Origin of the sequence: Niallia sp. XMNu-256, assembly GCF_036670015.1 — a bacterium.
Classification (GTDB): Bacteria; Bacillota; Bacilli; order Bacillales; family Cytobacillaceae; genus Bacillus_BD.
On record NZ_CP137636.1, the window covers coordinates 2,872,950 to 2,886,428 of the forward strand.

The following is a 13,479-nucleotide window of genomic DNA, read 5'->3' on the forward strand; positions in this document are numbered from 1 at the left end:
CTGCAAGCGCTTTATCTAGTTCCATTGTATTCATGTGTATATATATAAATATTACTATATAAGATAGAATGAAACAAGGATATTCCACTATAAGCAACTTGCCCCCTGCTTTGGAGTAGCTGTATTTTACAAAATCTATGAAAATACAAATTGGATTTTCTGTTCTTTATCATCCCATTTTATTTTTGCAGCAAATTCTTTATCCTCTTTTCCACGAAAACCTTCAATAGTATCGGTTTCACCTTCTTTAAGAAGTTTTTTCACTTGCTTTTGCGTCAATGATTTTCCTTTTATTTTCTTCGAAATCGTAAACGTACAGCCTTTCTTTTGATAATTTGTGCATCCGTAAAAACTCCCTTTATCGACAATGGATCCCCCACAGCGTTTACATGTACCTAATTTAGTCAGAGAGGACTTTTTATACTGTCTTGGTACAAACGAATCCTTTAATTCATCATCAAATACCCATTTATTCGAATCTTGTATAGTTACAGATATTAAGTGCGAGATCATTTTGTTGGTTTTATCTATAAAGGCTTTAGGTGATGACGTTCCTTCTGATATTTCTTTAAGGCGTTGTTCCCACTTGGCAGTCATTTCTGCCGAAGCCAGTAGCTCATTTCCAACTGCATCTATTAAAATATGAGCTTTTGCTGTAGCGTACACGAGATTCTTCTTTACTTCTATATATTTTCGGTCCTTTAACATTGTAATAATACCAGCTCTAGTCGCCTCTGTTCCAAGACCTTCTGTTTTCATTAAAACTTTTTCTAGTTCCTTATCTTCAATTTGTTTGCCAGCCGTTTTCATTAACGTAATTAGTTGTCCCTCCGTATAACGTTTAGGAGGCTGGGTTTTACCTTCTTTCACCGTTGTCTTTATAACTGTGCCCTTCTCCCCTTTTACTAAGTTTGGTAAAAGGGTATCTTTATCTTTTTCATAAGGTGGAATGACTTTTCTCCAGCCTTCCTGGAGCTGAACTTTCCCTTTAGATATAAATACCGCCCTGCCATCAACAAGAGTTGTAATGGTTGTGTATTCCACGATTGATTTCTCATGATGGGCCGCTATCAAGCTTTTAACGATTAAATCATATAACCTTTGTTCATCTGGACTTAACGAAGAAAAATTAGGAACTTGCTCAGTAGGAATGATCGCATAATGATCTGTAACCTTCTTTTCATTTACATAACGTTTATTATCTTGAAGTGATTCAACTGATAAAGGAAAAAAGTCAGCGTATTCTTGAAAACGAGACAGCTTTCTTAAAATCTCAGGAAACATCTCTGCTTCACCTGCGGTTACATATCTTGAGTCCGAACGGGGATAGGAAACAATTCCTTTTTGATAGAGTTTTTGTAATACATCTAATGTTTTTTTCGGCGGAAATTTAAATAGTCGATTAGCATCTGCCTGTAAAGCCGATAAATTGTAGAGTAACGGTGGCAAGTAATCTTTTCTCTCCGCAACAACATCCGCAATTTCAGCTTGTTTTTGTTCACAGAATTTAGCAATCTTTTCAGCCATTTCCTTTGTATTTATTCGAGACTCTCCGTTATTTTCCCATTTTCCCTTATATTTCTTACCTTCGACCTGAAAATCACCTATTACTTCCCAGAACGGTACTGAAACAAACTGCCCGATTTCCCTTTCCCTTTTTACAATTAGGGCAAGTGTTGGTGTTTGAACTCGACCAACAGAGAAAACATCCGAGAAACCTTTTTGCTGTAAAAGGAGACTATAAAGTCTTGATGCATTCATTCCCACTACCCAATCCGCACATGCTCTTGTATATGCTTCATAAAAAAGATTTCTTGTATCAGATTCATCTAATAGGGATTGAAAGCCTTCTTTAATTGATTTGGGCGTCAATGAGGAGATCCAAAGTCTTTTCATGGGCTGTCTGGCTTTTGATAAGCGAATAACGTTCCTAACAATTAACTCGCCTTCTCTCCCAGCATCGCCTGCGTGAATGATTTCAGTCACTTGTGGGTTTGAAATCAATTTGTTAATAACGGCAAATTGTTTAGCTTTATCTCTTGAAATTTCATATTGAAAATGCTCTGGAATGATCGGCAATGAGTCAAGTGACCACTTTTTCCAAGCAGGTTTATATGTTTCTGGAGCGACAAGTTGACAAACATGTCCAACAGCCCATGTGACATAGCCTCCTTCCGGAAATAAATCGTTTGGCAGTATTTCCAAATATCCTTGTGATTTTTTTGTTTTAAAAATAGAAGCAAGCGTTATTCCCTGATCAGGTTTTTCCGCAATAATGAGCCTCATACTCTAACTCCTTATCAATAAATAATATCATTCTATTTAATCAACCTATATTATACACGAATTAATCCTTGGATTTATCATAATATAACGATCAAATTATTTATTGACTTAGCTAGAGTCTATTAATCATCAAAGTATGACATTTTTATGAAGTTTGACGAATTTTGTCTTAATTTAATTGGGGGTTTTTCCCTTACGAAACCTTGACTGAAAGCGTTTATTCAGGTATATTATAGACATCATTTAACAGAATATATTTCCACTTGCTCTAATTTTAGTCAATTATATTTTGTGCGATGATAATATTTATTTTTTTAGACGCACACGTGTCTTGAAAGGCTTAGGAGGAAAAGTAAACATGCAAAACGGTAAAGTAAAATGGTTTAACAATGAAAAAGGCTTTGGATTTATCGAAGTTGAAGGTGGAGATGATGTATTCGTACACTTCACAGCAATCCAAGGTGACGGTTTCAAATCATTAGAAGAAGGCCAAGAAGTTTCTTTTGAAATTGTTGAAGGAAACCGCGGACCACAAGCTTCCAACGTAGTTAAACTGTAATCATTCTTAATTATAAATGAACTTTCGAGGCTGACTTTTGAAGTCAGCCTCTTTTATTTTATGAAAGTTTTTTCCCACATTGTTTTATCTTTTCTCCGACAGTACAAGACGATATACAGAATTTATGTGCATAATTTCTTCCTTTTTCTTTGCGATGATGTTTATATAGAAAACAGTTTTCACAATAATAATTCATGATCGCTTCAACTTCATGATAAATTTTTTTCCGATTCATCCTTTCACCATCCGTTTTCTTGTTTTCATTATAGTACCTGCATTTTACTATGTATCACTTTACCTTCCAATGCTTGAGTCGCTAGTTTATCAGCCTCTTTATTTTCATTTCTTGGAATTGCCTGGTAACGTGGCTTTAACCCAAGTGCTTTGATTTTCGCCTCAATTCGGTCTAACCACCGATTTAAATTTTCTTCATAGCAAGGCCATTCTCCTTCAAGCTGTTTTAATACGACTTGAGAATCCCCTTTAAAGTCACATGGTACATGATGGACTCCCAGTTCTTCTAAAACATTCACCGCATAATGGAAGGCAGCATATTCTGCTTCATTATTGGTATCCATTTGCTCAATTAATTCGTTGGCTCGTAACCTGTACTTCTTTTTTCCCTGCCGATAATAAATTACGATCCCAATTCCCGCTTGGTTGGTCCCTTTATTAAAACCACCGTCAAAATATACCATAACATCATGAGGGTCTTCCTCAATTTCAGTAACCAATTTTTTCATTTCCTTTAAGTTCCAAGTCTGCCCCATTTCATCATAGAAATTAAGTTGAGCTGACTTTCCAGATTTATCAATCTCTTCGCCAGTTATAATTGCCAAATCCTGTGTGATCCAATCAGATGTGAAATAAATAGGTTCTTGACCCTTTATTTTATAGGCCCATTCTAATTTATATTTCATGTTTCTCCGCACCTTTCAAGGATGATCTAAAGGGGGATAGAATTTCCCTTTAGTTAAACAATGGTATATACACTTTCACGTTTATGATATTTAGTTTATACTTTTTTCATTGACTAAATGCCAGCAACCTATAATTTTTCACTTTACTTTATTATATTTCTGGAGGCTTTAAAATGATTGAGGTATATTTTGATGGAGCAAGCGCAGGAAATCCGGGTCCAAGCGGAGCAGGTATTTTTATAAAAGGAAACGGCCAGCCTGAACGTTATTCTATTCCATTAGATGAGATGAGCAATCATGAAGCTGAATTTCATGCGTTTATCTTAGCATTAGAAATTTGTCTCGAAAAACAGTTTCAAACCGTTTCTTTCCGTACGGATTCGGAACTTGTTAATCGTTCTATTGAAAAAGAGTTTGTAAAAAGTAAACAGTATAAGCCACTCCTTGAACGAGCTTTATTGTTAACCCAACAGTTTCATTTATTCTTCTTAAAATGGATTCCAAGCAGCGAAAATAAAAATGCAGATGAATTAGCTCGTAATGCTATACGACAAGCTAGCAAAAAACAAAAAGACATGGATCATTGATTTCAGGCTATTGCTAGAAGGGTTAGGTTGATTGCTTTGCATAAAAAATCAATATTTGCTGATATTACTTTATTGCTAGTAGCCTTTATCTGGGGTACTACTTTTGTTATCGTCCAAAATGCGATCGGTTTTTTAGAACCACTTACATTTAAATGGAATAAGATTTGGTATTGCAACATTACTTTTAATTTTCTGGCTCCTTATCTTCCAGCGTGAGCAATTAAAAAATCTGAACCGTAAGCTTGTTATTTCTGGCCTTTTCATTGGTTTTTGGTTATTTGTTGGTTATGCTGCACAAACACTTGGATTATTATACACAACCTCCTCTAAAGCTGGATTCATTACAGGTTTGAGCGTTGTCCTTGTCCCTATATTTTCTTTACTTTTATTAAGACAAAGACCGAGAAATGAAGCGATCCTAGGAATTAGCATTGCTACAGTTGGACTCTATCTAATCACCATGACAGATTCTGTTTCCATTAATATTGGGGATGTGTTGATCTTTATTTGTGCGATTGGATTTGCCCTACAGATTGTCTATACAGGAAAATATAGCTCACAGTTTCCGTCATTATTGTTAACTATTATCGTAATCGGTATCGTATCTCTTTTATCGATGGTTGGTTCGTTTTTATTCGAAGATTGGCAGCTAGCCTTTCAACCCAATATTATTTTTGATCGTGAAGTTATTATAGCATTATTAATTACTTCTCTGTTTGCGACAGCTTTTGCTTTTTTAGTTCAAACATCGGTACAAAAATTTACGACATCCACTAGAGTTGCCTTGATTTATGCCATGGAGCCCGTGTTTGCTGCAATAACAGGGTTTATATGGGCGAATGATCGCCTTTCATCCAGTGCTGTTATAGGCTGCATACTCATTTTTACCGGGATGATTTTTGCCGAAATACCAGTAAAAAAATACTTTCGTAAAGAACAAAAGCATGGGGATCAGAAGAATGTGATGTAAAAGAAAAGAAGTTGAACACCTTTTAATGATTAGGGATTCAACTTCTTTCCTTTTATTGGACGATTATTCTTTTCCTAAAAATGGATAGCAAATTAAGCAATTAGCTCGAAGTCCTTAACAAACTGTATCGCTCCACTACGTGTTTTAACTTTTCCTCTAACTAAAGTTTCTAACAATGAAAGATAGAAGCTGCCATCAAACTTCTTTTGTGCTTTAATCGTTAATTCAATGGCTGAATTTATAAGTTCGTCTGATGCCTTTGTATATTGCTTTCCATAATAAATAAATCCGATCGCATCCTCATGTAAATGAAAACCTTTACTTTGTAGAAAATCAATATACTGTGCTACTGTTTTCAAAATCTATCCATTCCTTCCCCTAGTTTTTCCTCCTCCATAATAACGGATAATACGACAAATTTCTACCTTTTTTGAAAATTAAATGGCCAATCGCACCAGTGATGATTCCAAGCAATGCTCCCCCCAGTACTTCCTCCGGTTTGTGCCCGAGCATTTCTTTTAGTTTTTTAGGGGTTTTTTCTTCAAATTGAATAGACTCATCCTTATGAACTTTATTAATGAGGTCATCCATGTCATTCACTTTTAATGTAAGTTCCCCGGTTTGACGACGAATTCCTTGTGCATCATACATCACGATTAAGCCATATACGAGAGATAGTGCAAAATCAATTGTAGGAATCCCCCTTCTGAGTGCTATAAATGTCGTTAAAGAGGAAACACCAGCTGAGTGTGAGCTTGGCATACCACCGGTTTGAAAAAATAAGCTTGGTTTCCACTTTTTCGTTTTAAAGAAATGGATAGGTATTTTTAATGCTTGCGCTAAACCTATACTAGCCAATGCGATGTATATTCCTTTATTCAACTTTACCACCTCACTAGTAGTGTGAAGAGTTAAGAGTGAAATTATTCTCAAGAGGTCATACTAAAACCGGAGGTGAAACAACATGGGTAATAAAAGTTCCAAAAATCGCGGCAATAAGGGATATGGTGTTAATCCTCAAGGTTTTGGCCAAGAAACAGAATTTGCACAAGAGCCTAAAACAAAACTCGAGAATGCAGCTAAAAAGAAAAATACAAAATAACATATGAATTAAATTCATAAAAAATCCCAATCTCTCACAAGAAATTGGGATTTTTTATTAAAATGTTATTAGGCTAGCTTCTCCTCGACTTCAATAAAGCGATAAAGTCCTTTCATTCCTACTTCATCAAATTTCGCTAGAGCCTTATTTCGATCCATATTAAATATGCTTTTTTCTAGATCAAAATGCAATGGGACATCACATTTAATTTCTGCTAATTGGCGGCTTAAATAAAGCATATCAAGGTCACTTTCAATTTTTGCCTTTTGTGATTTCGTTAATCCGTTTAAATTAGCAACCACTCCTTCAACACTTTCATATTGTTGTAGAAGTTTAAGCGCCGTTTTCTCACCGATCCCTTTAACACCCGGATAATTATCACTGGCATCTCCCATAAATGCTTTTAAGTCAATCATTTGTTTCGGCATTATTCCTTTTTCTTGATAAAAAGTATCCTCATTATGAACTAGATAATTTCCAATCCCTTTTTTTAATAAAATAACTGAAACTTGCTTTTCAATTAATTGTAGGATATCTTGATCACCCGTTACAATATATACATTTGCTTCTTCCTTTGCCATTTTGGCAATTGTTCCAATACAATCATCCGCTTCATAGCCTGCTACCCCAATATTCGGTACATCAAAAGAATCTACTACCTCTTTCACTAATTCAAATTGAGGCACTAACTCAATGGGTGCTTCTCCACGGTTTGCTTTGTAATCAGGAAATAATTCATTACGGAAGGTTTGACTGCCCATATCCCAACAAACTGCCACATGACTCGGTTTAAAGGAAGAAACCGCCATAAAAAAGTGCTTAACAAAACCATTCACTGCATTCGTTGGGGTCCCTTTCGAATTAATCATAAATTGGCCTGTAACTGCTGTTGCATAAAAAGCTCTAAATAATAAGGCCATTCCATCAACAAGCATTAATGAGGGTTTTAGATTAGAATTCATACACTCACTCCTCGAACTTTTAACATAAACACTATTATAACATTAATTTAAGAGTGAGAGAGTGGAAATACATCTCCTCGTTTGGAAAAGTATGGGATTTATAAGTCGAGTAATTCCCAAATCCATTGATTAAGCTCCGTTGTGATTCTTTTTCCACGAGGTAATTTTATTGCCGCTTGATCAAGTATAGTCCGTTCCTTTTCCATTATGGTGATAATCTCTTCAATACCATATTTATTATTTAAAACACGGCCCATTTTTTTTGCGGCTATTAATTGGTCATAAAACAAAGCCATCCGATTTTCCACAGTATTCGCCTGTAAATTACAATATAAACCATCGAATGGTATTCTACGATTTACGATTATTTCCTTTGCTAATAGATAGGACCTTACAGCGTGAATCATTTGTTTCTGTCGCTTATCTGAAAACTCTTTTGATCGGACATCCTTTATATTTCTGGCCATTAAACGAATATAGTGTTGATATAAGGTGAATAAAGAGTAACTTTCTTGAATTAGCGTTTTTAGCTTATCTGAAAAATAATGATGATCCTGATACACAATCGGTGATCTTACCCATTCCAAAAGGCTGTAATTGGATTTTTCTAATAAATGCAAAGCCTTGAAAAGGTCCCAACCGACTGCATCATAAGGCTCTGGAAAATCCAATGTTTCCAGAGCCTTTTCTAATGATACATACTTTTTAATATCTCTAGCTTTAAAGATAAACCGAATATCATGATCAGACTGGCTCGTGGCCTCTCCCCAAGCTCGACTTCCTGCCTCCACAGCAAATAGAATATCGATTTCATATCTTTCTTGTATTTCAGTCAGCCAAGATTGAATCATGATAACCACTCCAAAATGAGCAAATGTGTACTTACAATGTAACGCTACCCTTAATTAGCTTTATCAACAACCGATAGCAGATTCTGTTGGATTCTCTTTAGTTCATCAATTGGGAAATCATTTGAAATAGATGCTAATGCACCTTGGTAGTATTCTTCCAATTCAACAGTAATATGTCCAGTCACTTCTTGAAAAACATTTGTTAACTGTCTGCCATAATGCTCTATCAGTTGCCCTTTTCCTTTTGCTAAATAATCGTCTGCCGGTTCTTGAAGAGTCTTTTCTAATTCATCACTCAAATATTTTCGTTCATTTTTCTCAAAGAAGGATTTAGGGTTTCTGAAGTAAGATAATGCTTTTTTAAATACCTCGTGATCCATTGTTGTAAAAGCTATGTCAAAATCAGTGCTTTCCAATTTGTCCAGCTCAAATGAACTAAAGGTTAATTCAGGATTCCATTCTCGTAATTGACTATCGATTGAGCGTTCAGTCTCTACTATTAACCTTCCAATAAAAGCCTCTAAACGTAACGCAGTGGCTCGTAATTCTTGCGCAAAGTCGTAACCGAAATCCTCTAGAAAACTATCTAAAGCAGTCTGTAAAGCTTTCTTTAAATTTCGCCCATCGTCTTTTAATAATGCCGGATTGAACGACTCTTTTAAAAAGTCATTGAACCGTAAAAATACTCGCTGTTTGATATAATAAACCAATTCCTCGGTTTCCTGACCTAATCGTTGTTGTAGGTAGCCATCATTTTGCTTATCCATAAACTCGAGAACCTTGGCTTTTTCGGAAATAAATTGTGTCTTCTTTTTCTCCTTCGTTTCCTCATCTGCCTGAGCCGAACCAATAAAGTTTTGTAACTGAGAGAACATTTTTTGCAAATCAGACTTCGCAGAATTCATAGCAATTTCACGTAAATCATGATCAATAAAGGCATAAAAAGAATCTTCAAAAATTTTCATTCTTGATGGAACGGGAGGAACGCCTGCTAGCTTCTCGTTTAAAGCGCTCATACTTGATACTGGATATAAATGTGGTTTTCGTATCCCGAATACAAGCAACTGTTCTTCCACATAATCAAGGACCGCGTGCATTTCGTCTTCACTGTTTGCTAAATCAATTGCATTCACAATGAAAAACATTTTATCAAGTGAAAATGTATCTTTTACACGGCCCAATTGAATAAGGAACTCACGGTCTGCTTTTGAAAAAGCATGATTATAGTACGTAACAAACAAAATCGCATCTGAGTTTTTAATATAATCAAAGGCAACACCTGTATGTCTTGCATTAATAGAGTCAGCTCCAGGTGTATCAACAAGGGTAATGCCTTTACGGGTCAAGTCGCAATCATAGTAAACTTCAATCAATTCGACAAGACATGACTTTTCTTCATTAGCAACAAAACTTGAAAACTCGTTTAAATCCGTTTTTATTGTTTCACCTAACTGACTTTGATAGGCAGATAACCCTCGTACAAATGCTTGTAAAAAGGCTATATGCATTTTTTCAAAAGGGTCGACATTGATATTTGTAGAAATAATCTGCCTAGATGTCTTTATAGCCTCATCAAGTGTTTCTGCTCTACGTTCAAAGGCTGCTAATGAGCGGTTTACATCAGCCATTAATGTATCAAGAGCCTTGAGCTTAACTAACACTAATCCATGATGATGGGTCTCATCCACTGGCATAATTTTATTGATTGCTGCTGTTGTGGGATTAGGTGAAACAGGTAATAATCGATCACCGATCAATGCGTTGGCAAAAGAGGATTTTCCTGCACTAAAAGCACCAAATAAGGCCACAGTAAACGATTGATTTTCTAATCTTTCCGCTTTCTGGATCAACTCAACTGAAAGCTTCTGAAATCCTGGAACTTTTTCTACTTGGTTTGCACTGTAACGCAAATTTGATATTAACTGCTTTAACTCCTCCCCATTCGTCTTTCCCTTACTTGAAACCTCATATGTCAAGCGTTCCTTAATAGGTTTAGTAGTCTCTTCTTCAACAAAAAAGTCGTGCTGAATAACTTTGGCCTCTTCTAATTCCTCAATCCCCAAGTCTTTAGCCTTTTCTTGATACAACTCGGCATCAAATTGCCCTGATAATACTCTTGTCATTTTATCTTTAATAGCACGTTGCTTCTCTTTAATCGATCCCATGTCAGAAAATGCTTGAAAATATTTCATATAATGGGATAATTGTGTTTTTAATTTTTGTATCTCATTCTCTTGTTTTCGATTGAATAAGTCAAAATAAGCATTCTGTATAGAGCTTAATTGTTCCTTCGTTTGTCTTTTAATGGCCTCTGTTACATCGTTACAGTACTTTAACACATAGTCACCTGTTACCCTTGCCCCTGGTTTCACCTCGGAAGCAAGTAAATCTTGGTTAAACTTTACACTAAAATGTTGAATAGCTGAGATCAATGCTTCATCATGAATTTCATGTTTTTTATGAAGCGTTTGAAATAGTTCTTTTATATGCCAGTCAATCTGTGATGTAACCTTTTCTGCAAGGTCCGTAAAGAACTGTTCCAATCTATTCAGACGCTCTTGCTCGGTTTTTTGTTTAGAAAAGAGAAGTCCAACTTTGAAATCTGGCTGCCTTGTAGCTAGATAAGCTTGGGCAAGATCACGAGTCTCGAAAGGCATTAAATAGGCATTATCCAATAAATCATTCACTTTATCATATAATTCTTTTTCAACTTTCTCCTGTCCTTCTTGTAAAATTTGAAGTTCGTTTTTTAAGTAGTCTACATGTTCTAGGAGTTTCTCTCTGTCTTCTTCTGTAAGCTCCGCTAATAATTGTTCTAAATCCTTGGACTTTGTATCATCTTGTTGGATTAGAAACTTGCTGTGCTCCTCACATAAACGATTAAGAGATACATAGATTGATTGAGGAAGCGACTCAATTCGATCGTTAATTTTTTCACCGATGAATTCTTTTAAAGATGAAAATTGATTATAAGGGTGATCCTGTTGTTTTAATGATGTATAAAAGATTTTTGCCGGCTTCACTCCCCAAGAAGCAAAAGATTCTACAACACTATTTTGAAAATCAATAAAACGTAATTCTTCCTCCCGATGCTTATCAATTTGGTTTATAACTAAATAAACCTCTTTTCCGGCTTCTGTGAGTTCCTTCGTAAACAGAAAGTTTAATTCACTTTGAACATGATTATAATCCATTACATAAAAAATAAGATCTGCTAAATGGAGGGCAGACTCTGTCGCAATCCGATGGGCATCATCTGTCGAATCGATTCCAGGTGTATCCATAATGAGAACATCTTTAGGGATGGATGTTTTAGAATAACTAATTTCAATCGACTGAATTTGATCCCCATCTTTACAGTAGGATTTAACTTTTTCAAAATCATACGGCGCCGGATAAATATGCGGAGTGTCTTCTTTAAAGAAAACTTTGGCATAATCATCCCCTGATTTGATTTTTACTAAGTTTGCACTCGTCGGTATCGGACTAGATGGAAGAATATTCTCCCCCATTAACGTATTTATCATACTTGATTTACCCGCAGAAAAGTGTCCACAGAAAGCAATCGCAAATTCTTGTTTTTCCAATTTCACTGCGAGATCCTTCACCCGCTTGACAGATTGATGATTATCATGTTCATTAAATAACTCAGATAGCGCAACCAACTGTCCCCTTAGTGTTGCTGCATTTCGCTGTAATCCAACTTTGACCATAAGCTTTATCCCCTTGTTTTTTCAATATACTAATATTTTAAACTATTTTACACAGATTTCCTACTTAAAAAACTTCGAACCTAACTTAAATTTTTGATGCTCGTTAATATATAGTTGTACATAATATTTTTTTCCAAATTGAAAAGCTCTGCATTGTCATGTTACATAAGTTTTGCTAAAATGTACTTGTGTAACATTAAAAGTACTTAGGAGGATATTCCGAATGGAATATGTTGACCCCATTAAGGATGTTGAACAAATCCATGCCATAAAGTTAATTTTGCAGAAACAATCGTATCGGGATTTACTTCTTTTTAGTCTAGGTATTAATACAGGCATAAGTCTTAATCAGCTACTTTTTTTAAAAGTAGAGAATGTATGGACTGGTGAAGAAATGAAAGAGTTTTTAGTATTAACGAAGGATAAAAATGGAGATAATCAAGAGTTCTATTTAAATCGTCAAGTAGAAAAAGTGTTAAAAAGTTACCTAGCTTTTTCTGAATTAGGTCATTCCGATTATTTATTTAAATCTAAAAAAAATAATCACCCCATTACCCGACAACAAGCTTATCGAATTATTAATCAAGCGGCAAAATTAGCGGGAATCACTGGAAAGATTGGCACACACACCTTGAGAAAAACATTCGGCTACCATGCATATCGGAAAGGAATTGCTATTTCGATTATTATGGATATTTTACATCACCAATCACCAGCTGAAACGTTACGTTATATTGGAATTGACAAGAATGAACAACATTTGATTAGAGTTGATGTTAATTTATAATAAAACCTCCCATGCGGGATGCACAGGAGGTTCTTATAGGGGGCTTTAATTCTCATCAATCGAATCGGTAATATCCACATTCGTAAAATCATTAACATAATCCTCGATTACTTGAACATAAAGCGTTTGTTTGTTTTTCATAAATTTAAATAATCCATTATTGAAATCCGTGCCTTGCTCTTTAAAGAAGATCCCCTCATATTCTGCTGCTTTTGAATGAGTAAACTGTAAACGGTATTGTTCCTTTTCTTTTACTAAGTAAGCGCGGCAGCCTTTTTCAAAATGACCTTCTTGATTTCTAACAGAACGTGAAACCGAGATAATGTGTAGATCAACAAATGGAATTTCTTGCAGTAATGTGTTAATAATGGAACCTTTTGTCATCTGTTCCCAGCGACTTTGCGCAGTTTGGCCGAGTACGATTTGTGTAATATGTTTTTCTCTAGCGACTTCAGCAATTACTTTTGAAACAGGACGTTTTTCGTTCTCTTTAATAATGAACTCTTCCACATTATGTTGTTGGGCTAATTCTTTCCAACTACTAATGTAGAAAGATTTCTCTGCATCCATTTCATCAAAAGGCATTGGATCAATGGTTAAGATATACAGTGGACAATCCAGCATACTGGCTATTTTACAACCACGTTTAATTAATCGTTCACCATTTGGTCCATAGTACACACAGACGAGGATGCTTTCGTCCATACGACCTTTTACTTTTTTCATTTTTTGTCACCTCATT

The 13,479-nt window shown here is 35.4% G+C and carries 13 protein-coding genes and 1 pseudogene; 5 read left to right on the top strand and 9 right to left on the bottom strand.

What is annotated here, in order from left to right; all coding sequences use genetic code 11:
* Positions 1-135: 135 nt before the first annotated feature.
* Positions 136-2,286 carry a DNA topoisomerase III gene (locus R4Z10_RS14560; protein WP_338470022.1) on the bottom strand — a complete coding sequence of 717 codons (2,151 nt, stop codon included), beginning with the start codon at positions 2,284-2,286 and terminating at the stop codon, positions 136-138.
* 358 nt (positions 2,287-2,644) lie between these two features.
* Between R4Z10_RS14560 and cspD the strand changes: the two genes are divergently transcribed.
* Positions 2,645-2,845: a cold-shock protein CspD gene (gene cspD / locus R4Z10_RS14565; protein ID WP_019155915.1), complete on the top strand. Its 201-nt coding sequence runs from the start codon at positions 2,645-2,647 to the stop codon at positions 2,843-2,845.
* 58 nt (positions 2,846-2,903) lie between these two features.
* Here cspD and R4Z10_RS14570 read toward each other — a convergent pair whose 3' ends face one another.
* A complete protein-coding gene (locus tag R4Z10_RS14570) occupies positions 2,904-3,080 on the bottom strand; it encodes a zinc-finger domain-containing protein (RefSeq protein ID WP_338470023.1) in 177 nt (58 codons plus the stop codon).
* A 28-nt stretch (positions 3,081-3,108) separates the two neighbouring features.
* Positions 3,109-3,765, bottom strand: a complete 657-nt coding sequence (locus tag R4Z10_RS14575) for a ribonuclease H family protein (RefSeq protein ID WP_338470024.1) — start codon at positions 3,763-3,765, stop codon at positions 3,109-3,111.
* A gap of 173 nt (positions 3,766-3,938) precedes the next feature.
* Between R4Z10_RS14575 and R4Z10_RS14580 the strand changes: the two genes are divergently transcribed.
* Positions 3,939-4,352: an RNase H family protein gene (locus tag R4Z10_RS14580; RefSeq protein WP_338470025.1), complete on the top strand. Its 414-nt coding sequence runs from the start codon at positions 3,939-3,941 to the stop codon at positions 4,350-4,352.
* Between the two features lie 36 nt (positions 4,353-4,388).
* A pseudogene (locus R4Z10_RS14585) lies at positions 4,389-5,322 on the top strand (DMT family transporter).
* 92 nt (positions 5,323-5,414) lie between these two features.
* Here R4Z10_RS14585 and R4Z10_RS14590 read toward each other — a convergent pair.
* Both R4Z10_RS14590 and R4Z10_RS14595 read right to left on the bottom strand, forming a co-directional pair.
* Positions 5,415-5,681, bottom strand: a complete 267-nt coding sequence (locus R4Z10_RS14590) for a DUF6123 family protein (RefSeq protein ID WP_338470026.1) — start codon at positions 5,679-5,681, stop codon at positions 5,415-5,417.
* A 19-nt stretch (positions 5,682-5,700) separates the two neighbouring features.
* Positions 5,701-6,204, bottom strand: coding sequence for a divergent PAP2 family protein (locus tag R4Z10_RS14595; protein ID WP_338470027.1), 504 nt, complete (start codon positions 6,202-6,204; stop codon positions 5,701-5,703).
* A gap of 82 nt (positions 6,205-6,286) precedes the next feature.
* On the opposite strand from R4Z10_RS14595, the gene sspL reads away from it, so the two are divergent.
* Entirely contained in the window at positions 6,287-6,424 is a 138-nt protein-coding gene (gene sspL / locus R4Z10_RS14600) for a small, acid-soluble spore protein L (RefSeq protein WP_338470028.1), read from the top strand.
* A gap of 68 nt (positions 6,425-6,492) precedes the next feature.
* Here sspL and R4Z10_RS14605 read toward each other — a convergent pair whose 3' ends face one another.
* From R4Z10_RS14605 to R4Z10_RS14615, 3 genes are all read right to left on the bottom strand, one after another.
* Positions 6,493-7,386 (bottom strand): 5'-3' exonuclease H3TH domain-containing protein, encoded by an 894-nt coding sequence (locus R4Z10_RS14605; RefSeq protein WP_338470029.1) that lies wholly within the window; start codon positions 7,384-7,386, stop codon positions 6,493-6,495.
* A gap of 98 nt (positions 7,387-7,484) precedes the next feature.
* Entirely contained in the window at positions 7,485-8,237 is a 753-nt protein-coding gene (locus R4Z10_RS14610; RefSeq protein WP_338470030.1) for a nucleotidyltransferase domain-containing protein, read from the bottom strand.
* Positions 8,238-8,287: 50 nt separating this feature from the next.
* Positions 8,288-11,950: a dynamin family protein gene (locus R4Z10_RS14615; protein WP_338470031.1), complete on the bottom strand. Its 3,663-nt coding sequence runs from the start codon at positions 11,948-11,950 to the stop codon at positions 8,288-8,290.
* A gap of 223 nt (positions 11,951-12,173) precedes the next feature.
* On the opposite strand from R4Z10_RS14615, the gene R4Z10_RS14620 reads away from it, so the two are divergent.
* A complete protein-coding gene (locus R4Z10_RS14620; protein WP_338470032.1) occupies positions 12,174-12,737 on the top strand; it encodes a tyrosine-type recombinase/integrase in 564 nt (187 codons plus the stop codon).
* A 45-nt stretch (positions 12,738-12,782) separates the two neighbouring features.
* Here the strand turns inward: R4Z10_RS14620 and R4Z10_RS14625 are convergent, their stop codons facing one another.
* Positions 12,783-13,463: a universal stress protein gene (locus R4Z10_RS14625; protein ID WP_338470033.1), complete on the bottom strand. Its 681-nt coding sequence runs from the start codon at positions 13,461-13,463 to the stop codon at positions 12,783-12,785.
* Between the last annotated feature and the right edge of the window lie 16 nt (positions 13,464-13,479).